20 protein-coding genes, 1 rRNA gene and 1 riboswitch are annotated in these 20589 nt (G+C 41.1%); all 21 genes read left to right on the plus strand.

Translation table 11 applies throughout. The features are described from left to right. Nucleotides 1-76 (plus strand): 5S ribosomal RNA (rrf, locus tag AC1ECF_RS08000); the annotation flags it as partial. Between the two features lie 283 nt (nucleotides 77-359). Beyond that, nucleotides 360-908 carry a histidine phosphatase family protein gene (locus AC1ECF_RS08005; RefSeq protein ID WP_480388882.1) on the plus strand — a complete coding sequence of 183 codons (549 nt, stop codon included), beginning with the start codon at nucleotides 360-362 and terminating at the stop codon, nucleotides 906-908. Nucleotides 909-1351: 443 nt separating this feature from the next. Continuing rightward, complete coding sequence (locus tag AC1ECF_RS08010) at nucleotides 1352-1897, plus strand: DUF2179 domain-containing protein (protein WP_480388883.1); 546 nt, start codon at nucleotides 1352-1354, stop codon at nucleotides 1895-1897. Next, a complete protein-coding gene (locus tag AC1ECF_RS08015) occupies nucleotides 1894-2085 on the plus strand; it encodes an NETI motif-containing protein (protein ID WP_480388884.1) in 192 nt (63 codons plus the stop codon). The genes AC1ECF_RS08010 and AC1ECF_RS08015 overlap by 4 nt, the downstream gene beginning before the upstream one ends. 94 nt (nucleotides 2086-2179) lie before the next feature. Then, nucleotides 2180-2280: riboswitch (purine riboswitch) on the plus strand. Between the two features lie 137 nt (nucleotides 2281-2417). Further along, entirely contained in the window at nucleotides 2418-2909 is a 492-nt protein-coding gene (gene purE, locus AC1ECF_RS08020; RefSeq protein ID WP_480388885.1) for a 5-(carboxyamino)imidazole ribonucleotide mutase, read from the plus strand. After that, on the plus strand, nucleotides 2906-4027 hold the full coding sequence (gene purK / locus AC1ECF_RS08025) for a 5-(carboxyamino)imidazole ribonucleotide synthase (RefSeq protein ID WP_480388886.1): 1122 nt from the start codon (nucleotides 2906-2908) through the stop codon (nucleotides 4025-4027). Before purE ends, purK begins: the two co-directional genes overlap by 4 nt. Before the next feature lie 16 nt (nucleotides 4028-4043). Beyond that, a complete protein-coding gene (gene purB, locus AC1ECF_RS08030; protein WP_480388887.1) occupies nucleotides 4044-5339 on the plus strand; it encodes an adenylosuccinate lyase in 1296 nt (431 codons plus the stop codon). Between the two features lie 72 nt (nucleotides 5340-5411). Beyond that, nucleotides 5412-6128 carry a phosphoribosylaminoimidazolesuccinocarboxamide synthase gene (purC, locus tag AC1ECF_RS08035; RefSeq protein ID WP_480388888.1) on the plus strand — a complete coding sequence of 239 codons (717 nt, stop codon included), beginning with the start codon at nucleotides 5412-5414 and terminating at the stop codon, nucleotides 6126-6128. Further along, entirely contained in the window at nucleotides 6125-6379 is a 255-nt protein-coding gene (gene purS, locus AC1ECF_RS08040) for a phosphoribosylformylglycinamidine synthase subunit PurS (RefSeq protein ID WP_480388889.1), read from the plus strand. Before purC ends, purS begins: the two co-directional genes overlap by 4 nt. Further along, nucleotides 6376-7059, plus strand: coding sequence for a phosphoribosylformylglycinamidine synthase subunit PurQ (gene purQ, locus AC1ECF_RS08045; RefSeq protein ID WP_480388890.1), 684 nt, complete (start codon nucleotides 6376-6378; stop codon nucleotides 7057-7059). The genes purS and purQ overlap by 4 nt, the downstream gene beginning before the upstream one ends. Then, a complete protein-coding gene (gene purL / locus AC1ECF_RS08050; protein ID WP_480388891.1) occupies nucleotides 7043-9274 on the plus strand; it encodes a phosphoribosylformylglycinamidine synthase subunit PurL in 2232 nt (743 codons plus the stop codon). The genes purQ and purL overlap by 17 nt, the downstream gene beginning before the upstream one ends. Continuing rightward, on the plus strand, nucleotides 9250-10671 hold the full coding sequence (purF, locus tag AC1ECF_RS08055) for an amidophosphoribosyltransferase (RefSeq protein ID WP_480388892.1): 1422 nt from the start codon (nucleotides 9250-9252) through the stop codon (nucleotides 10669-10671). Before purL ends, purF begins: the two co-directional genes overlap by 25 nt. An 11-nt stretch (nucleotides 10672-10682) precedes the next feature. Next, complete coding sequence (gene purM / locus AC1ECF_RS08060; RefSeq protein WP_480388893.1) at nucleotides 10683-11741, plus strand: phosphoribosylformylglycinamidine cyclo-ligase; 1059 nt, start codon at nucleotides 10683-10685, stop codon at nucleotides 11739-11741. Continuing rightward, on the plus strand, nucleotides 11738-12310 hold the full coding sequence (gene purN, locus AC1ECF_RS08065; RefSeq protein WP_480388894.1) for a phosphoribosylglycinamide formyltransferase: 573 nt from the start codon (nucleotides 11738-11740) through the stop codon (nucleotides 12308-12310). Before purM ends, purN begins: the two co-directional genes overlap by 4 nt. Nucleotides 12311-12425: 115 nt before the next feature. Further along, nucleotides 12426-13961: a bifunctional phosphoribosylaminoimidazolecarboxamide formyltransferase/IMP cyclohydrolase gene (gene purH / locus AC1ECF_RS08070; RefSeq protein WP_480388895.1), complete on the plus strand. Its 1536-nt coding sequence runs from the start codon at nucleotides 12426-12428 to the stop codon at nucleotides 13959-13961. A gap of 12 nt (nucleotides 13962-13973) precedes the next feature. Then, nucleotides 13974-15227, plus strand: coding sequence for a phosphoribosylamine--glycine ligase (gene purD / locus AC1ECF_RS08075; RefSeq protein ID WP_480388896.1), 1254 nt, complete (start codon nucleotides 13974-13976; stop codon nucleotides 15225-15227). A gap of 483 nt (nucleotides 15228-15710) precedes the next feature. Beyond that, a complete protein-coding gene (locus tag AC1ECF_RS08080) occupies nucleotides 15711-16469 on the plus strand; it encodes a GNAT family N-acetyltransferase (RefSeq protein ID WP_480388897.1) in 759 nt (252 codons plus the stop codon). A 172-nt stretch (nucleotides 16470-16641) separates the two neighbouring features. After that, nucleotides 16642-18372 carry an adenine deaminase C-terminal domain-containing protein gene (locus AC1ECF_RS08085; protein ID WP_480388898.1) on the plus strand — a complete coding sequence of 577 codons (1731 nt, stop codon included), beginning with the start codon at nucleotides 16642-16644 and terminating at the stop codon, nucleotides 18370-18372. Between the two features lie 11 nt (nucleotides 18373-18383). Continuing rightward, a complete protein-coding gene (locus AC1ECF_RS08090) occupies nucleotides 18384-19433 on the plus strand; it encodes a DUF3048 domain-containing protein (RefSeq protein ID WP_480388899.1) in 1050 nt (349 codons plus the stop codon). Nucleotides 19434-19448: 15 nt separating this feature from the next. Beyond that, a complete protein-coding gene (locus AC1ECF_RS08095) occupies nucleotides 19449-19781 on the plus strand; it encodes a YerC/YecD family TrpR-related protein (protein ID WP_480388900.1) in 333 nt (110 codons plus the stop codon). 82 nt (nucleotides 19782-19863) lie between these two features. Then, the gene (gene pcrB, locus AC1ECF_RS08100) at nucleotides 19864-20547 is read left to right on the plus strand and encodes a heptaprenylglyceryl phosphate synthase (RefSeq protein WP_480388901.1); all 684 of its coding nucleotides are present in this window, start codon (nucleotides 19864-19866) and stop codon (nucleotides 20545-20547) included. The last annotated feature ends 42 nt before the right edge of the window (nucleotides 20548-20589 follow it).

Raw genomic sequence — 20589 nt, forward strand, 5'->3', positions numbered from 1 at the left:
CGAACACGGAAGTTAAGCTCTTCAGCGCCGATGGTAGTTGGGGGTCTCCCCCTGTGAGAGTAGGACGTCGCTAGGCACTAAGTCGTCACCGATTTAATCGGTGGCGGCTTTGTTTTTTTCTAAAATAAAACTTATATGACTCGGCAATTACTTTAAAGACTGTAAATTTGCTTAATCATTTATTCTAAATAAAATATCTATTTCCAGTAAAGAGAACTCTTTTATAAAGGGTTCTCTTTTTTATTATCCGAAATATTGTTACTACTAGGTGTTCAACTAGAACACTTGTAGTATACCTCTATTTAGTCTTATAATTACATAATACATTCCATATTTAGGAATCTAGAGGAGGCTCGCTAATGATTTATGTAATTAGGCATGGTCAAACTGACTTAAATAAAGAGAGAAGAATGCAAGGTAGAATGGGTTTGCCTTTAAATGAACATGGATTAAAACAAGCATTCGCATTAAAAAATGAACTCGAAGGTATAAGCTTTGATTACATATTTTCTTCTCCTCAAGAGAGAGCTATCCAAACTGCCGAAATTGTATCTGGAGATAAACCTAACATTGATGAAAGGCTTGATGTATATGATCTAGGCGAAGCTGATCGAGTACTTATAAGCGATATAAAAATGTCAGGTATCCTTCCAGATAAGGAGATATATGCGGGTGTTGAAGAGCCAAGTAGTTTTATTCGAAGAGTCTTTGAGTTTATGAAGGAATTAGAAAATAATTTTCAAAATCAAGAGGTCCATATTCTGATATCTGGACATAGGTGTACAACCGGGTGTATTGGGGCATATTTCGAAGGAGTACCTACTGACGGAAACATTTTAAAATTCTCATCCGAAACTGGATCTTATAAAACGTATCATTTTACATCTAAAGAAGGGGCTTCCAAATGAAGTACTTTCTTTTTTATCCTTATTTTCTTTTGGTAGATAAATTTAATTACTCTAGTATTCGCTTATAAAACTAATTAGGTTAATCCAGAAATAATTCACCAAGTATCAAGTTCATTTAGGATAGGGTACCCCGATTTTAATTAGGAACCGCTTTCGCATAATCTTTAGAATTCAAAAGTGCTACAATCAGGGTCATTTTTGCTACAATCAAGCTCATTTTTACTACAATCCCTCCTCACACTATCTCTAGAATCTCAACTGCTATAATCAGCGTCACTCTTACTTCAATCCCCTCAACTAATCCCACTTCCTTACAACCACACTTTTTCCCTTCAGCGATATGATTGATTCCATTCATATCGGGTATACATTTACTATCGATTTAATAACCTATCCATTGATGATCAACAGGATTATACAACTAAAAGTAAGGAGCTGGTACTATGCTAGAAAATGCATTTCTCATGGTAGCAATTATATTTGCTATTAACATCGTGTATGTAACACTTTCCACTACTAGGATGATTCTTACCTTAAAAGGGTATCGATATGTTGCGGCATTCATGAGTATAATAGAAACAACTGTTTATATAGTTGGGCTTGGTCTGGTATTAGATAATTTAGGCTCGATTCAAAATCTAATTGCCTATGCACTTGGATTCGGGACTGGTATTATTGTTGGTTCCAAGCTTGAAGAGAAGCTTTCCCTTGGGTATATTATGGTTAACGCCATCTCCCAGCAAAGTGATGTAAATAACCTGTCTAAGGTATTGCGTCATGAAGGTTATGGTGTGACCGATTGGACCGCCAATGGACTAGAAGGACATCGACAAGCGTTACAGATTCTGACACCAAGGAAGCATGAGCTAAAGCTATATAATCGATTAAAAGAGCTAGACCCTGGAATTTTTATCATTGCATACGAGCCTAAGACAATTCATGGTGGATTCTGGGAGAAGCGAGTCAGAAAGGGTAAATTATTTTCATGAAGAAAGAGACGAAATGGTTTGAAGTACAGGAAGATGAAAGTATCGCCACCTGTATGGAAAGAATGGCTGGGTTAGGCTATCAGGTAATGGGAAGAAAGGAAGAGCCCATATTTACGGAGATTGACGGAAAGCCTGTACCAACTAGACAATTAATCCTGTTAAAAGGAATAAAAGAAGTAGATAAGTAATAATATCATTTAAAACACGAACAATTTATTTGTTCGAAAAAAATATCGTTCGTTTTTTTGCGTTGACGTTACATAGTTAACTTGTTAAAATGAAGCTAGTACTAAACAATATCCCCATATATGCTAAAGAATGGGCTTTAGCGTCTCTACCAAGTCACCGTAAATGACAGGACTATGAGGGAAAGCAACTTTTGGATAATGCTAATAGGACGTGTTTTGATATGAGTAATACATGCACTTCCTATTAAGTAAGCTATTCCTTGAGTAAATTGCTTTTCTTCCGTAGAGAGCAGTTTATTCGGGGAATTTTTTTGTTTAAAGGAGCGGAAGATATGGAGAACAAGAAAATTGGTGTCATTATGGGGAGTGCCAGTGACTGGGATACAATGAAATATAGCTGTGAAATATTAGATGAATTACATATTCCGTATGAAAAACAGGTGGTATCTGCGCATCGTACACCAGATTTAATGTTCTCTTATGCAGAGCAGGCTAGAAGTAGAGGTATACAGGTGATTATAGCTGGAGCTGGAGGAGCTGCCCACTTGCCCGGGATGATTGCAGCGAAAACAACTATACCTGTCATCGGGGTTCCTGTTCAATCAAAGGCATTGAATGGGTTAGATTCTCTCTTGTCTATTGTACAAATGCCAGGAGGAGTACCAGTAGCTACAGTAGCAATAGGAAAAGCAGGTGCAACAAATGCTGGCCTTTTGGCTGCTCAAATATTATCAATTGAAGATGAGGGAATTGCAAATCGTCTCGAGAAAAGAAGGAAAGAAATAGAGAAACAGGTATTAGAAAGCAGTGGTGAATTGCAATGAGTAAAGTTATTTATCCAGGTCAAACAATCGGTATAATTGGTGGGGGACAGCTAGGTAGAATGATGGCACTTGCAGCTAAGGAAGCTGGATTTAAGATAGCTGTATTAGAGCCGACAATGCTTTCACCTTGTGGGCAGGTAGCAGACATTCAAATTGTTGCTCCCTATGATGATGAGGCGGCGCTAGAAGAACTTGCAGAGGTTAGTGACGTAATTACATATGAATTTGAAAATATAGATTATGCAGGGTTAAAGAGACTAACGGAGATTGCCTATGTCCCACAGGGCGCAGAGCTTGTGAGAATCACGCAGGATCGCATCTTAGAAAAGCGGGAGATTCAAGCAGCAGGTGTACCGGTCGCAAAGTTCGTTGAAGCACAAAGCTATGAAGAATTAGAGCTTCAAATGGAGCAGATAGGATATCCATGTGTAGTAAAAACGACTAGAGGCGGCTATGATGGTAAGGGACAACAAATTATTCGTACAAGGGAAGAGATACTATTAGCTAAGCCATTATTTAAACATTCTCCCTGTATCATAGAAGCGTTTGTTCCTTTCACAAAAGAAATATCGGTCATTGTGCAAAGAAATGCAGACGGCCAGTCATATTGCTTGCCCATTGGGGAAAACATACATGTAAATCATATTTTGCATGAAACGATTGTACCTGCTAGAATAAGCAAGTCTTTGGAAAACAAAGCGGTTAAGGCTGCTAAACAAATTGCGGTTCATTTAAACCTTGTTGGTACACTTGCAGTAGAGATGTTCGTACTAAATGACCAGAATATTGTAATCAATGAATTGGCTCCTAGGCCTCATAACTCAGGTCACTATTCTATCGAGGCTTGCAATATTTCTCAATTTCACCAGCATATAAGAGCAATCTGTGGTTGGCCCCTAAGAGAGCCAAAGCTTTGGTCAAATGCTGTGATGGTCAATATTCTAGGACAGCATGTAGCACCCGTAATAAATTCTATTAGCAAGTATCCAGATTGGTCTGTGCATCTATATGGAAAAGCAGAGGCCAAGGAAAACCGTAAAATGGGCCATGTCACGATGTTAACCAAAGGGATAGAAAAAACCTTAGAAGAAATAGAAAGATCAAATATCTGGTCTTAAGATGGAGGAATAAAACATGATTGAACGCTATACACGCCCAGAAATGGGAGCAATTTGGACAGAACAAAACAAATACAATGCTTGGCTAGAGGTAGAGATTCTAGCATGTGAGGCTTGGGCAGAAATTGGAGATATACCGAAGGAAGATGTATTGGCACTTCGTAAAAATGCCTCCTTCTCCGTTGATCGTATTTTAGAAATTGAACAGGAAACAAGACATGATGTAGTAGCATTTACTCGTGCGGTATCCGAAACACTAGGAGAAGAGCGTAAATGGGTACATTATGGACTGACCTCTACAGACGTAGTAGATACAGCACTTTCTTATTTAATTAAGCAAGCGAACGTTATTCTTCGTAAGGATTTACACAACTTCATCGAAATTCTAGAGAACAAAGCGAAGGAGCATAAATATACGGTCATGATGGGGCGTACCCATGGTGTGCATGCAGAGCCTACCACCTTTGGTTTGAAGCTAGCGCTTTGGACAGAGGAAATGAAGCGTAATCTGGAACGCTTTGAAGCAGCTGCTAAAACGATTGAAACAGGAAAAATGTCTGGAGCAGTAGGAACCTATGCAAACATTGATCCTTTCGTAGAGAAATATGTATGTGAAAAGCTTGGGCTTGCAGCGTCACCAATTTCTACACAAACGTTACAGCGTGATCGTCATGCGCAATATATGAGCACATTAGCTTTAATTGCTACCTCCATCGAGAAATTTGCAACAGAGATTCGTGGACTTCAAAAATCAGAAACTCGTGAAGTCGAGGAGTTCTTTGCGAAAGGACAGAAGGGATCCTCTGCAATGCCTCATAAGCGTAACCCAATTGGATCTGAGAACATGGCGGGTCTTGCTCGTTTGATCCGTGGATATATGATGACGAGTTATGAAAATGTTTCCCTTTGGCATGAAAGAGATATCTCTCATTCATCCGCAGAGCGTGTAATCTTACCAGATGCAACGATTGTATTGAACTACATGTTAAATCGTTTCGGGAACATCGTGAAAAACCTAACTGTGTTCCCAGAGAATATGAAACGCAACATGGATTCTACGCTAGGCTTGATTTATTCACAGCGTGTCTTGCTGGCTCTAATCGATAAAGGACTTGCACGTGAAGAAGCGTATGATACAGTGCAACCGCTTGCGATGAAGGCTTGGGAAACACAAACTGCTTTCCGTAACTTTGTTGAAAGTGAAGAGAAGATTACTTCTTTATTAACAAAAGAAGAGCTTGATGATTGCTTTGATTATAACTATCACATTCAGCATGTGGACATGATTTTTGAACGCTTAGGATTGAACTAAATATTTCTTTGAATTGTGGCAGTCTAACTGGCTGCCCTATTCAAAGGTCTATCTGATTTGGGGGAATTCATTGTGGAAAAAGGTCGTCTATTATACGAGGGCAAGGCAAAGCAATTATTCGAAACAGCGGATGAGAACCTATTATTTGTTTCCTATAAGGATAGCGCAACAGCGTTCAATGGAGAGAAAAAAGAAGAGGTAGATGGTAAGGGAATTTTAAATAATAAAATTACTACGATTCTTTTTGAACAATTAAAGAAGCAAGGCATCAACTCTCATTTTGTGAAGCAATTATCAGAGAACGAGCAGCTGGTCCGCAAGGTGGACATTATTCCTTTAGAGGTTGTCGTTCGCAATATAGCAGCTGGCAGTCTATCAAAGAGATTAGGTTTGGAGGAAGGAACTCCGTTAAAGCATCCAATTGTGGAATTCTACTATAAGGATGATAAATTGGGAGATCCACTGCTGACAAATGCTCATCTTGCACTATTAGATATTGCCTCTCCTAAGGAATTAGCGACCTTAGAAGCAATGGGCCTAGAAATCAATCAAGTACTTCAACCAATCTTTCAAGAGATTGGTGTCACATTAGTAGATTTTAAACTGGAGTTTGGAAAAACGGCAGAGGGAGATATCATTCTTGCAGATGAAATTTCTCCTGATACTTGTCGATTATGGGATAGCGAGACAAACAAGAAGCTAGATAAAGACGTATTTCGCCGCAATTTAGGTAGCCTGACAGAAGTTTATGAAATCATACTTGCCCGCCTAGGAGGACTTACTCAATGAAAAAAGTAAAAGTTTATGTGACTCTTCGTGAGAGTGTACTTGACCCACAAGGATCCGCTGTGATGGGAGCTCTTCATTCCATGAATTACAACGAAGTGAAGGATGTTCGTATCGGAAAATATTTAGAGCTTCAGGTAGAGGAAGAATCTCGTGACTTAGATATAGTAGTAAGAGAAATGTGTGAAAAGCTTTTAGCCAATACGGTTATTGAAGACTACCGTTATGAGGTGGAGGAGGTTACCTTCCAATGAAGTTTGCGGTAATCGTTTTTCCAGGCTCTAACTGTGATTTAGATATGTATCATGCGATCAAGGATGAGCTTGGAGAAGAAGTGGAGTATGTATGGCATGATGAGAAGGACTTAAGCGACTATGATGCAATTTTACTCCCGGGCGGGTTCTCTTATGGTGATTATTTACGTTGTGGGGCTATTTCAAGGTTTTCAAATGTAATGTCGGAGGTAGTGAAGGCTGCAGAAGCAGGGATTCCGATTCTAGGTGTTTGTAATGGGTTTCAGGTTTTAACTGAGGCAGGGCTTCTACCTGGGGCATTGCTTCGGAACAAAAATCTTAAATTTATGTGCCGTACTGTTGGTCTGAAGGTAGCAAACAATGAAACGATCTTCACTGCTGGCTATGAAAAGGAGCAAGTAATCCAAATTCCAATAGCTCACGGAGAAGGAAATTACTACTGTGATGAAGAAACATTAGCGTCTTTGAAGGCAAACAATCAAATTGTATTTACTTATGCGGATAACCCGAATGGTAGTGTGGAAAATATCGCAGGTATTGTGAATGAAAGAGGAAATGTCCTTGGTATGATGCCTCACCCGGAGCGAGCGGTAAACGAATTGATGGGTGGAAATGATGGCTTAGCGTTATTTAAATCAATCGTCAAACAGTGGAGGGAATCTCATGTCAATCTTGCTTGAACCGAATCCGGAGCAAATAAAGGAACAAAAACTATATGCTCAAATGGGGATGTCTGATGCAGAATTTGAACTGGTAGAAAAAATTCTAGGCAGACTTCCAAATTACACGGAAACAGGATTATTTTCTGTGATGTGGTCCGAGCATTGCTCCTATAAAAATTCAAAGCCTGTTTTACGTAAGTTTCCAACAAAGGGTCCTCAGGTTCTACAAGGTCCTGGTGAAGGAGCAGGAATTGTTGATATTGGAGATGGTCAAGCGGTTGTTTTTAAAATGGAATCTCATAACCATCCCTCTGCTATCGAACCTTACCAAGGAGCAGCTACTGGAGTAGGAGGAATTATCCGAGATGTATTTTCCATGGGTGCTCGTCCTATTGCATTGTTGAACTCTCTGCGTTTTGGAGAGCTGAAAACTCCTAGAGTAAAGTATTTGTTTGAAGAGGTTGTCGCGGGAATTGCTGGCTATGGGAACTGTATAGGTATTCCTACGGTGGGTGGAGAAATTCAGTTTGATGACTGCTATGAAGGCAATCCATTGGTCAATGCTATGTGTGTTGGGTTGATCAATCATGAGGATATCCAAAGAGGCATAGCAACCGGTGAAGGGAATATCGTCATGTATGCTGGCGCGAAAACTGGTCGTGATGGAATTCATGGAGCAACATTTGCTTCTGAGGAATTAAATGAAGACTCCGAGCAAAAGCGTCCTGCTGTCCAAGTTGGAGACCCTTTTATGGAAAAGCTTTTATTAGAAGCCTGCCTAGAAGTAATTAAATCAGATGCTATTATTGGTATCCAGGATATGGGTGCTGCTGGTCTTACTTCCTCTTCAGCAGAAATGGCCTCAAAGGCTGGTTATGGAGTAGAGATGAATCTGGATCTGGTTCCACAGCGTGAAACTGGGATGACGCCATATGAAATGATGCTCTCTGAATCTCAGGAGCGTATGCTAATCGTCGTTAAAAAGGGACGTGAAGCTGAAATAGTCGAAATCTTTGAAAAGTACGGACTTGACTGTGTTGCAGTAGGGAAAGTAACAAACGATAAAATGCTTCGACTTTTTCATAAAGGAGATATTGTGGCAGAGGTACCAGCTGATGCCCTTGCTGAAGAGGCACCTGTTTACAACAAGCCAACGAAGGTACCAGCTTACTTTGAAGAATTCCAAGCGATGGAGAATGAAGAGCCTAAGGTCTCTAATTACAAAGAAGCATTACTACAGCTTCTTCAGCAGCCGACCATTGCATCAAAGGAATGGGTTTACGATCAATATGACTATCAAGTAAGAACTAGTACGGTAGTAACTCCAGGCTCTGATGCCGCAGTAGTACGTGTACGAGGTACAAATAAAGGCTTGGCTATGACAACAGACTGTAATTCTCGTTATATCTATTTAGACCCAGTAACTGGAGGAAAGATAGCAGTTGCTGAGGCCGCTCGTAACGTTGTCTGCTCTGGGGCAAAACCACTTGCTATCACTGATTGCTTAAACTTCGGGAACCCTGAGAATCCTGAAATCTTTTGGCAGTTAGATCAATCTGCAGAAGGAATTTCAGCAGCTTGTCTTGCTTTGGAGTCACCAGTAATCGGAGGAAATGTTTCCTTATACAATGAGCGAAGTGGCAGTGCCGTGTATCCAACTCCAACGATAGGTATGGTTGGACTTGTGGAGGATCTTGCTCATGTTACGACTCAAGTAGTTAAACAGCCTGGAGACGTTATCTACTTAGTTGGGGAAACCAAAACAGAATTCGGCGGCTCAGAGCTACAAAAGCTTCTGGAGAAAAGAATTTACGGAAAAGCTCCTTCCATCGATTTAGAGGTAGAGGCAGCTCGTCAACAAGCTATATTAAAAGCGATTCAAGCAGGAATCGTCCAGTCTGCTCATGACGTAGCAGAAGGTGGACTTGCTGTTGCCCTTGCCGAGAAAACGTTCGGGGCAAAAGGGCTTGGATTAGAAGTGACACTAGAGGGATCAGTAGTTACAGCTTTATTTAGTGAATCCCAATCTCGGTTCTTACTAACCGTGAAGCCGGAAGAGGCTATATTATTTGAAGAAATGGTGACGGATGCGGTGAAAATTGGTAGTGTCACTAATACGAGCGAGCTTGTTATTTCTACAACGGACGGGGCTGAATGGATACGTGGTTCTGTAGAAGAATTCCATGCTGCTTGGAAGGGAGCAATACCATGCTTGCTGAAATCAGAGGCTTAAATGAGGAATGTGGCGTTTTCGGTATTTGGGGACACCCCCAGCCTGGTGCCATGAGCTATTATGCATTACACGCTTTACAGCATAGAGGGCAAGAGGGTGCTGGTATTGTCGTGACAGATGGAAAGTACCTTCGTGCAGTAAAAGGAGAAGGGCTGGTCAATGATGTATTTTCTAATGGGAAGCTAGAGTTATTGGACGGCCATGCAGCTATTGCACATGTTCGTTATGCAACAGCAGGTGGTTCTGGTATAGAAAACGTACAGCCACTATTATTCAATTCAACTACCGGAAGCTTGGCGATTGCTCATAATGGCAATATCGTGAATGCTACACGCTTAAAGCGAAACCTAGAGCAACAGGGCAGTATTTTTCAAACGACCTCCGATACAGAGGTGTTAGCTCATTTATTAAAAAAGAGCAGACTGCCATCCTTTGAGGAACGTGCGAAGCAGGCACTTCGATTAATTGAAGGAGCATTTGCTTTCTTGATTCTCACAGAGGACGGCATGCTCGTTGCACAGGATCCACAAGGGATGAGACCGTTGTCGCTTGGCAAGCTGGGTGCTGCTTGGGTAGTAGCTTCTGAAACAAGCGCCTTCGATTTAATTGGTGCAGAGCTGATTCGCTCCATTGAACCTGGTGAACTACTAATTATCAATGATGAAGGTTGTCGCTCAGAGCGATATGTTGAGAAAAGGGATCGTGCAATTTGTACGATGGAATATGTCTATTTCTCACGACCAGATTCCGATATCGATGGAATCAATATTCATATGGCTAGAAAGCGTCTGGGAAAACAGCTTGCTAAGGAAATCCACATAGAAGCAGATGTCGTTACTGGAGTACCGGATTCCAGTATCTCAGCAGCCATTGGTTTCTCGGAGGCAACTGGCATTCCGTATGAATTAGGGTTAATTAAAAACCGCTATGTTGGTAGAACATTTATACAGCCTTCTCAGGATTTGCGTGAGAGAGGAGTAAAAATGAAGCTATCGCCAGTTCGTCAGGTAGTAAAAGGGAAGCGAGTGGTAATGGTCGATGACTCGATTGTTCGTGGTACTACTTCCAAACGTATAGTGAACATGCTGAAGGAAGCTGGAGCGAAGGAAGTTCATGTAGTCATAAGCTCGCCGCCTCTTAAAAACCCTTGCTTCTATGGTATCGACATTAGTACAGACTCTGAGTTAATCGCAGCAAACCATAATATTGAGGAAATGTGCGAGTTAATAGGAGCAGACTCTCTTTCCTTTCTTTCTGTAGAAGGAATGGTGGAGGCAATCGGAAGACCACAGGGAGAACGAAACTGTGGACATTGCTTGGCATGCTTCACGGGAGAGTATCCGACAGATATATTTCCAGATACAAAATTACCGCATGAAAAAGAGCTTGTTCGATAGGAGGAAGTACGGTGTCAAAGGCATATGAAAAGGCTGGAGTTAACATCGAGGCTGGCTATGAAGCAGTAGAAAGAATGAAAGTGCATGTCGAACGTACGGCAAGAAAAGGAATCATGGGGGCTTTCGGAGGCTTCGGAGGAATGTTTGATTTGTCCTCATTGAATTTTAAAGAACCTGTGTTGATTTCTGGGACAGACGGGGTTGGAACAAAGCTGAAGCTGGCCTTTATGACGGATAAGCATGATACGATAGGCATTGATTGTGTAGCGATGTGTGTGAACGATATTGTTGCCCAAGGAGCAGAGCCTTTATTCTTCTTAGACTATGTGGCAGTTGGGAAGGCTGTCCCTGCACGTATTGAACAAATCGTCAAAGGAGTTGCTGATGGCTGTGTACAATCGGGTGCTGCTTTGATTGGTGGAGAAACAGCTGAAATGCCAGGTCTTTATGAGGAAGATGAGTATGATTTAGCTGGTTTTGCAGTTGGCGCTTGTGAAAAATCAAATATCGTAACAGGTGACCGTATTCAAAAAGGAGATGTCTTGATAGGCCTAGCCTCTAGTGGCATTCACTCCAACGGTTATTCATTGGTTCGCAAAATAGTATTTGAAGAAAATGGCTTAGAAGTAAATTCCATAGTGGATGGATATGAAACATTAGGGGAAATTGGTCAAGCTTTATTAACCCCAACCAAGATCTATGCAAAGCCTGTCATGGCCATGCACCAGGAGCTAGATATACATGGGATGGCACATATCACCGGCGGAGGATTCTATGAAAACCTACCTCGTATGATGCCGGACGGCTTAGCGGTAGAAATAGAGCTAGGATCATGGGATGTACTACAGATTTTTCAGTTCTTAAAGGATAAGGGACAGCTGGCGGATAAAGACTTATATAATGTTTTTAATATGGGAATTGGCTTTGTAGTCGCTTTACCAGAAAAAGATGTAGAACGTGCATTAGCAATAGCAGAAGCTCATGGAGAAAAAGCCTATGAAATCGGTCGAGTGGTAGCTGGTAAGGGTGTATTGTTTAACGGCTCTCATGATGGGAGCTTAGTGAAATGAGTCAGGGACCAAGGTTTGCGGTGTTTGCCTCTGGGAGTGGCAGTAACTTTCAAGCAATAATAGAGGCCATGAATAAGGGAGAGCTAAGTGGGGAGCTAGTACTAGTAGTTTCTGATAAACCAGATGCCTATGTACTGGAACGGGCAAAAACGACTGGAGTAGAAGCGATAGCGATATCTCCGTCCTCCTTTCCTTCCAAGGAAGCATATGAGCAAGGTATCTTAGAACAGCTTCTCGAAAGGGACATTGAGTGGATTGTGCTCGCAGGGTACATGCGATTAATAGGGGAGGTTTTATTAACCACCTATGAAAATCGCATCGTCAATATCCATCCATCCTTGCTACCGGCTTTCCCTGGGAAGGATGCAATTGACCAAGCGCTGAAGCATGGAGTAAAGGTTACTGGGGTTACCGTTCATTTAGTGGATAGCGGGATGGATACAGGACCTATCTTAGCCCAGCAAGCTGTTGAGGTTGTGTTGGATAATAAAGAAGCAACAGAGAAAAGAATTCATGCGGTGGAGCATGAACTGTACGCAAAGACATTACAACATTTGTGGGGTCGTTAGAAAGAGAACATTCATGAGGGACTATGAGGACAAGTGTGTCTCATCTTTTCCCTTTTTTCATTCTTGACCATGTATATGTATTTTGTGTATTTCTAAATTAAAGGAGGAAACAATGGTGTCTAAACGTGCATTGGTTAGTGTGTCAGATAAATCAGGGATTCTTGAGTTTGCAAAAGAGCTGGAGACGCTTGGTTACGAAATATTATCTACAGGTGGGACTGCTTCTTATCTAGAACAGAATGGAGTAGCAATCACCCCTGTTGACCAGGTAACAAATTTTCCAGAGATTTTGGATGGTCGAGTAAAAACATTACACCCAATGATTCATGGGGGCTTACTTGCCAAGCATGGTGATCCGTCTCACCAGCAACAGCTTACGGAGCATAGCATCACTCCGATTCAACTTGTTTGTGTAAATTTATATCCTTTCCGTGAAACTATTTCAAAGCCAGGAGTTACCGTAGATGATGCAATCGAAAATATAGATATTGGTGGACCTTCTATGCTTCGCTCAGCTGCTAAAAATCATCAATACGTGACAGTTCTTACGGATAGTAAGGATTACGAGGAAGTTATTGCTCAACTAAAGGAAACAGGGGAAACAACCTTTGAAACTCGACGTAGACTAGCAGCAAAGGTTTTTAGACATACAGCCTCTTATGATGCACTCATAGCAGATTATATGAACAATTTGACTGGGGAAGACTTCCCGGAGCTTTTAACACTTACATATGAACGCAAGCAAGCACTACGCTATGGAGAAAACCCACATCAGCAGGCGGCATTCTACCAAAAGCCACTTGGCTCCGATTTTTCAATTGCCTCTGCTAAGCAGTTGCATGGGAAGGAGCTCTCCTATAACAATATTCAAGATGCAAACGCCGCTATTCAAATGGTGAAGGAATTTGAGTTACCTGCAGCCGTTGCGGTGAAGCATATGAATCCATGTGGAGTAGGGACAGGAGATTCCATCTCTGCCGCTTTCCAAAAGGCATACGAGGCTGACTCCACTTCTATTTTCGGAGGCATTGTGGCACTAAATCGAGAGGTTGATGCTTCAACAGCGAAACAATTAGCGGGCATCTTTTTAGAAATCATTATTGCTCCTTCCTTCTCAGACGAAGCAATTGCCATTCTTACTGCAAAGAAAAATATTCGTTTATTGACTATCTCTTACGAACAGTCCAAAAAGGATAAATGGAATACTGTTTCTGTGGAAGGTGGCCTGCTTATTCAATCTCCTGATAGTTATGGATTGCAGGAAGCTGAGCTTAAAGTGGTAACAGACCGTGAACCGACAGAGGAAGAGTGGAAAGCAATGACACTGGGATGGAATGTTGTAAAACACGTGAAATCTAATGCCATTGTGGTAGCGACAGAGGATATGACAATTGGCATTGGTGCGGGTCAGATGAACCGAGTTGGCTCTGCAAAGATTGCACTGGAGCAAGCTGGAGAGAAAGCAAAGGGAGCGGCACTAGCTTCAGATGCATTTTTCCCAATGAATGATACCGTAGAAGCAGCTGCAAAGGCAGGTATTACGGCAATTATTCAAACTGGTGGCTCTGTGAAGGATCAAGATTCTATCGACAAAGCAAATGAATATGGAATTGCAATGGTATTTACTGGGGTACGTCATTTTAAACACTAAGGGGGCAAATGTATGAAAGTGCTTGTAGTTGGTAGTGGTGGTCGTGAGCATGCGATTGCTAGGCAATTTAAACATGCTCCTTCTGTAACGGATGTCTATGTTGCCCCAGGAAATATAGGGATGAGGGATGTTGCAAATCTTGTGCCAATCGATGCATTGGCTTTTACAGAGCTAGCAGCCTTTGTGAAGGAGCATGCAATTGATATAACCTTTGTTGGTCCCGAGCAGCCGCTAGCGGAGGGCATTGTGGATTATTTTCAATCTCAGGGATTGACTATCTTTGGCCCAACAAAGGCTGCAGCACAAATTGAAGGCAGTAAATCCTTTGCGAAGGAACTAATGAAGAAATACGGTATACCAACAGCCTCCTACGAAACCTTTTCAGAGGTGGCAGTAGCCAAAGCATACATCGAACAGATCGGAGCACCAATAGTAATCAAGGCCGATGGATTAGCTGCTGGAAAGGGAGTGGTAGTTGCCACGACCAAAGAAGAGGCTTTCCATGCGGTAGACGAGATGATTGGTAATCAGCTATTTGGAAAATCCTCCTCTCGAGTGGTAATCGAAGAATTCTTAGACGGGGAAGAATTCTCTTATATGTCTTTCGTGCATCAAGGACAGATTTATCCAATGGTCATCGCACAAGACCACAAGCGCGCATACGACGGGGATTTAGGACCGAATACTGGGGGGATGGGAGCTTACTCCCCAGTGCCTCAAATTTCAGATGAAGTGGTGAAAGAAGCTTACGAAACGATTGTAGTCCCTTCTGTCCGAGCTATGGAGGAAGAAGGAATTCCATTCACGGGAATATTGTACGCAGGACTGATTCTAACTTCCGAGGGTCCTAAGGTTATTGAATTTAATGCTCGCTTTGGGGATCCTGAAACGCAAGTAGTATTGCCGCGTATGACAAGTGATTTTGGAGAGTTTATGAAAGCTCTCATGAACGGTGATTCCTTTCGACTTGAGTGGTCAGAGGAAGCAATGCTGGGAGTTGTAATTGCTGCAGAAGGCTATCCGCTGAACCCTAAGAAGGGAGCAGCTCTCCCTGATTTAAGCGGGCTAGACGAGCTAGACATTTTCCATGCAGGGACACAGCTCCAAGGTGAGCAATATATTGCCGACGGGGGGCGTGTCATTCTAGTTGCCGCAAAAAGTAAAACTCTACTAGAAGCGCAGCAACAAGTATATAAAGGCTTGACTACATTAAAATGGGATGGCCTTTTCTATCGTAAAGATATTGGCTGGCGAACGTTTCAATAATAGATTTAAAAAAGGCATCAGCGGTGATGCCTTTTTATATGGATACATAGATATTTCAAGCGGACCTAGGCTATGCCCTTCCACCAATTTGAATGAGAGTAAGATCTGGCTAACCGAGAATAAATATGGGCCGAACGAGAGTAAACCGGCTATTTGAGAGTAAATCCCGTCCGAACGAGAGTAAGTTCCCGTCGAACGAGAGTAAAGGAAAGCCAACCGAGAGTAATGCCACAACCGATTCAAAGCGGACCTAGGCCATGCCCTTTCACCAATTTAACCGAGAGTAAAGTTGGGCTATCCGAGAATAAAACCCAGCCGACCGAGAGTAAGTTCCCGTCGAACGAGAGTAACAGAAAGACAACCGAGAGTAACGCCAAAACCAAATTCAAACCTAGACCGATATACTTCGGAATGAGCACTTCTATACCCATATAATCATGTATAATAAATTTAGTGAATATTCTATAAGAGGTGAAAAGTATCGTGCTGGTTACAGACTTAGTTGAGCTAGAAGAATCCGGAGTAGACGGCAATGGTTGTTACTGCCTTCGCAGTAAAGCAAAATCTGTTGGATACCAAAACAAAAATAATTGGGTAAAAAGAATGTTTCAGGATGGCCTTAAATATGTAAAACTAATGGAAGATGGAAAACCTCTAGGTTTCATAGAATACATCCCTATTGAGCATTCCACCAGAGTGGTATTTGGAGAGAATTATATAGTTATCCATTGTCTTTGGGTGCAAGTAACAGGAAAAGGACATGCATCCAGACTGATTCAAAAATGTATTCAGGATGCAAAGGAACAAAAGAAGAATGGAATCGTTGTGGTAACAAATTCTACTACCTCTTGGACACCGAGTAAGGAAATTTTCCTGAAAAATGGGTTTCATCAAATAGACCATGCTCCTAGTGATTTTGAGCTGCTAATATATAAGTTCGGGGAGTCTGAAGATCCCTACTTTCCGACGGATTGGAAAGAGAGATTGCGTCGCTTTGAGGAATTGACGATTTTAAGGACACCGCAGTGCCCATTTTTAGACATAGCAACTGACAATGTCTTAGAAGGGGCTAAAAAACTAGGGATAACAGCGAGAATCATAGAGATAGAAGATAGAGAGGAATTGCTTAAGCTGTCTCCTACACCGTATGGAGTTTACGGAGTGATTTTTAAGAATAATCTCCTGACCTACCATCGATTAACGATTCACTCTGCCATGAAAAAGTTAAAGTTGCTGCTGTAAACCTTCGCGCTTTCCGTACAGAATAGTACTATCTAACAATTTTACAAATTTGTACATCTTTTGTCTGGTATTTTATCAGAATTTACTAAAAATACAATTCAGTGCTTTGCTTTGCTAAAGTACTATGCTACTATTATTTTTATGAATAATAGTAGAAAGGAGTAGAAGCCATATGCATTACCCGCTTTGGAAAATCGAAGAGATTCGAGACCAGCTTGAAGTTATCAATAAAACAAAAGCTCCGGATATCCTCATTAAAAATGCTACATACCTGCATAGCCATTTAAAAAAATGGATAAATGGAAACATATGGATTAAAAAGGATCGTATTGTATATGCAGGCTTAGAAATGCCACTTATAACCGAGCATACAGAAGTATATGATGCGGCAGGACAAAAGGTTGTACCTGGCTATATCGATCCTCATGTACACCCCTTTCAATTGTATAATCCACAAACTTTTTCTGACTATGCAGCTCAGTTAGGCACGACGACGTTTATTGCTGATAATTTATTTTTATTCTTAATGCTTGAAAACAAGAAAGCGTTTTCAATTATGGATCAGCTTCAACGGTTACCCTTTTCTTTTTACTGGTGGGCTCGCTTTGATTCCCAAACAGAGCTGGAGAACGAGGAACAGCTTTTTAACTCCAAGACAGTTGGAGACTGGATTGAGCGTCCTGATGTGATAATGGGGGGAGAACTGACAGGGTGGCCAAGGCTTCTTTCTGGTGATGACCAGATGCTTTATTGGATGCAACAGGCTAAGAGAAATGGCATGAAAATTGAAGGGCATTTTCCAGGTGCATCTGAAAAAACATTGGCAAAGATGAGATTACTTGGAGCTGATGGTGACCATGAATCGATGACAATCGAGGAAGTAGAAAGAAGAATTTTGCATGGATATGCTGTGACTCTTCGCCACTCTTCTATCAGACCAGATTTACCTAATCTATTGAAAGATATTTTAGAGAAGGATTTACGCATCTTCGATCATGTCATGATGACAACGGATGGTTCTACTCCTTCCTTCCATCAAGATGGCTTGATGGATAAGTGTATCCAAGTTGCATTAGATGCAGGGGTATCTCCAATAGATGCTTATTTGATGGCTTCCTTCAATCCTGCGAAGTATTATAATATATCTAATTTACACGGGGTAATAGCGACTGGTCGATTTGCTAATCTAAATTTCTTGGAAGATGAAAACAATCCTGTTCCAGTTAGTGTGTTGTCTAAAGGAGTTTGGGTAAGGAAGGACGGTAAGAAGCTGAAGTGCTTTGATGAAATAGATTGGTCACATATCCCAAGCTTAAATTTAGACTTTAGCCTAACAGAGGACGATTTTCAGTTTTCTATGCCGTTTGGAATTGAGATGGTGAATGACGTGATTACCAAACCATATTCCATAAACGTAGATACAACGGACAATGAATTATCTACTAATCATGATGAAAGCTTCCTGCTTTTAATAGATAGAAATGGGAAGTGGAAGGTTTCTACATTGATTAAGGGCTTTGCGACCTCCCTTCAAGGCTTTGCATCCTCTTATTCTAATACTGGTGATATATTGCTCATCGGAAAAAATAAGAAGTGTATGCTACATGCATTTGAAAAGATGAAAGAAATGCAAGGTGGAATTGTCATTGTGGAGAACGAACATGTTGTTTGCTCTATTAATCTGCCAATCGGGGGAAGCTTATCGGACAAGTCTATGGAAGATCTCATGCAACAAGAGCTAATATTAAAGAGAGAATTAGCTGCAAGAGGCTTTAAGCATGGAGATGCAATTTATACGCTGCTATTTTTACAATCGACGCACTTGCCATATGTCCGTATTACACAAAGAGGAATATTTGATGTAATGAAGAAACAAGTATTGTTTCCAGCAGTAATGAGGTAGGAGGAAAACCTGTGTTAAAAAAATGGGGAATTGTGTTTGCTGTGAGTCTGCTTTTAGTAGGCTGTTCAAAAGATAAAATAGAAGAAGAAGCTGTGGAAGATGAGTTGGAAGAAGAAATAATAGAAGAGATAGAGGAAGAGAAGCCAGTTGTTTTGCCATACACTGCTCCATTCACTGGGGAAGGCTCAGAGGTTAAATTAACCCTGCGTCCAATTTTAGTGACCATTAATAACCATCCATTGGCGCGTCCTCAATCAGGATTGGAAGAAGCAGATATCATTTATGAGATGCTGGCAGAAGGGAATGTCACTAGATTTCTAGCCCTTTACCAAAGTGAGCTTCCTGCAGAGATTGGTCCTGTAAGGAGTGCTAGAGATTATTTTATTAATATTGCAAAAGGTCTAGATGCCTTTTATGTAGCACATGGGTATAGTCCTGATGCAAAAAGCATGTTAGAGTCTCGTGTAGTTGATCATATAAATGGAATGCAATATGATGGTATTCTATTTAAGCGGTCCTCTGAACGAAAAGCTCCACATAATTCCTATATTACAGGGGAGGATGTACTGGCTGGTGCAGAAAAAGTAGGAGCTTCTATGGAAATCGATAAGATTCCTTCTCTTTCCTTCTATGAATCGCCAGAGGGAGCGAAAATTGGCACTCCTGCTTCTAGTGTGACCATTCGCTATGGTTCTGGTACAAGCTTTGAAAATGAATATATCTATCAAGAAAATGAAGGAATATACCAACGAAAGTCTAATGGTGTTGTAACGGCTGATAAGGATTCTGAAACGCCATTAAAAATATCGAATGTCATTTTTATGGAAATGCCTCATCGGGTAATTGATAATGCAGGAAGACAAGATGTTACCTTAACAGGAGAAGGAAAGGCTTATCTATTCCAAGCAGGTATTATGAAGGAAATTGAGTGGAAAAATATCGATGGTGTATTAATACCGATGGAAAATGGCGTACCAGCTAAGCTGGTGCAGGGGCAAACTTGGATAAGCTTCGTTCCAACCAGTCCTGGCCTTTCCACCATGGTTAAGTATTTGCCATAGAAAGGGATGAAAGAAATGCAGATTGATAAAATAAAGGGGCCTCAAACAGACCAGCTATTTAAAGCAATACTACAACTGAAGGATATAGATGAATGCTACAGATTCTTTGATGATCTCTGTACAATTAGCGAGATTCAATCATTAGCACAACGGTTAGAAGTTGCACACTTGCTTCGTTTGAAAAAAACGTATGAGTCTATAAAAAAAGAAACAGGAGCAAGTACCGCTACCATTTCTCGTGTTAGAAGAGCATTCGACTACGGAAACGAAGGCTATGATGAAATGTTAAGTCGTCTTTATCCAGAAGAGCAAACCTTCCTGTCTAATAAGGAAGAGGAAAGAAAATAATAGCAACTTACTGAACAGCCATGTCTGTTCAGTTTTTTTGTTATAATAAAGTGATATTACAATACTAGACGTAGGTGAAAAAATGGACTATAAAGAATGGCGACATATATTTAAGCTAGACCCAGCAAAGGATATATCTGCGGATGACTTAGAGAAGGTATGTGAATCAGGTACCGATGCCATTATAATTGGTGGCTCTGACGGAGTAACATTAGACAATGTCATTGAGCTACTTATGAGAATTAGACGATATGCAGTGCCGATTGCACTGGAGGTTTCTACAATAGAAAGTCTTACACCAGGTTTTGATTACTATTTTATTCCAAGTGTATTGAACAGCAATGATACAAATTGGGTGAAGGATCTGCATCATGAGGCGATGAAAGAATACGGCGAGCTGATGAACTGGGAGGAAATTATTCCAGAGGGTTATTGCATATTAAATCCTGCATGTAAAGCAGCGGCTTTAACAAGTGCTCAGCCTGTAAATGCTGTGGAAGACATTGTTGCGTATGCCCAAATGGTAGAGCATATGTTCAAATTTCCTATTTTTTATATGGAGTATAGCGGGAAATATGGGGACGTGGAAGCAGTGAAGGAAGTAAGGAAGCACCTGCAGCATACGAAGCTGTTTTATGGCGGAGGAATCTGTACAGAGGCACAGGCAAAAGAGATGGCAAAGTATGCAGATACGATCGTTGTAGGAAATCATGTTTATGATAACCTAACAGAGGCACTAAGAACAGTGCAAGCAGTAAAAGGATAATTGAGTTAGAAGCCATAGAGAGTTATAATGTTAAGAACAAAT

Source organism: Psychrobacillus sp. Z3-81 (assembly GCF_056620325.1).

What these genes read in the sequence shown, in the direction of transcription:
- purF (WP_480388892.1), top strand. Translation starts at nt 9,250, where the DNA reads ATGCTTGCTGAAATCAGAGGCTTAAATGAGGAATGTGGCGTTTTCGGT.
- AC1ECF_RS08085 (WP_480388898.1), top strand. Translation starts at nt 16,642, where the DNA reads ATGCATTACCCGCTTTGGAAAATCGAAGAGATTCGAGACCAGCTTGAA.
- purD (WP_480388896.1), top strand. Translation starts at nt 13,974, where the DNA reads ATGAAAGTGCTTGTAGTTGGTAGTGGTGGTCGTGAGCATGCGATTGCT.
- AC1ECF_RS08015 (WP_480388884.1), top strand. Translation starts at nt 1,894, where the DNA reads ATGAAGAAAGAGACGAAATGGTTTGAAGTACAGGAAGATGAAAGTATC.
- AC1ECF_RS08005 (WP_480388882.1), top strand. Translation starts at nt 360, where the DNA reads ATGATTTATGTAATTAGGCATGGTCAAACTGACTTAAATAAAGAGAGA.
- purE (WP_480388885.1), top strand. Translation starts at nt 2,418, where the DNA reads ATGGAGAACAAGAAAATTGGTGTCATTATGGGGAGTGCCAGTGACTGG.
- purK (WP_480388886.1), top strand. Translation starts at nt 2,906, where the DNA reads ATGAGTAAAGTTATTTATCCAGGTCAAACAATCGGTATAATTGGTGGG.
- purS (WP_480388889.1), top strand. Translation starts at nt 6,125, where the DNA reads ATGAAAAAAGTAAAAGTTTATGTGACTCTTCGTGAGAGTGTACTTGAC.
- AC1ECF_RS08010 (WP_480388883.1), top strand. Translation starts at nt 1,352, where the DNA reads ATGCTAGAAAATGCATTTCTCATGGTAGCAATTATATTTGCTATTAAC.
- pcrB (WP_480388901.1), top strand. Translation starts at nt 19,864, where the DNA reads ATGGACTATAAAGAATGGCGACATATATTTAAGCTAGACCCAGCAAAG.
- purL (WP_480388891.1), top strand. Translation starts at nt 7,043, where the DNA reads ATGTCAATCTTGCTTGAACCGAATCCGGAGCAAATAAAGGAACAAAAA.
- purB (WP_480388887.1), top strand. Translation starts at nt 4,044, where the DNA reads ATGATTGAACGCTATACACGCCCAGAAATGGGAGCAATTTGGACAGAA.
- purN (WP_480388894.1), top strand. Translation starts at nt 11,738, where the DNA reads ATGAGTCAGGGACCAAGGTTTGCGGTGTTTGCCTCTGGGAGTGGCAGT.
- purQ (WP_480388890.1), top strand. Translation starts at nt 6,376, where the DNA reads ATGAAGTTTGCGGTAATCGTTTTTCCAGGCTCTAACTGTGATTTAGAT.
- AC1ECF_RS08095 (WP_480388900.1), top strand. Translation starts at nt 19,449, where the DNA reads ATGCAGATTGATAAAATAAAGGGGCCTCAAACAGACCAGCTATTTAAA.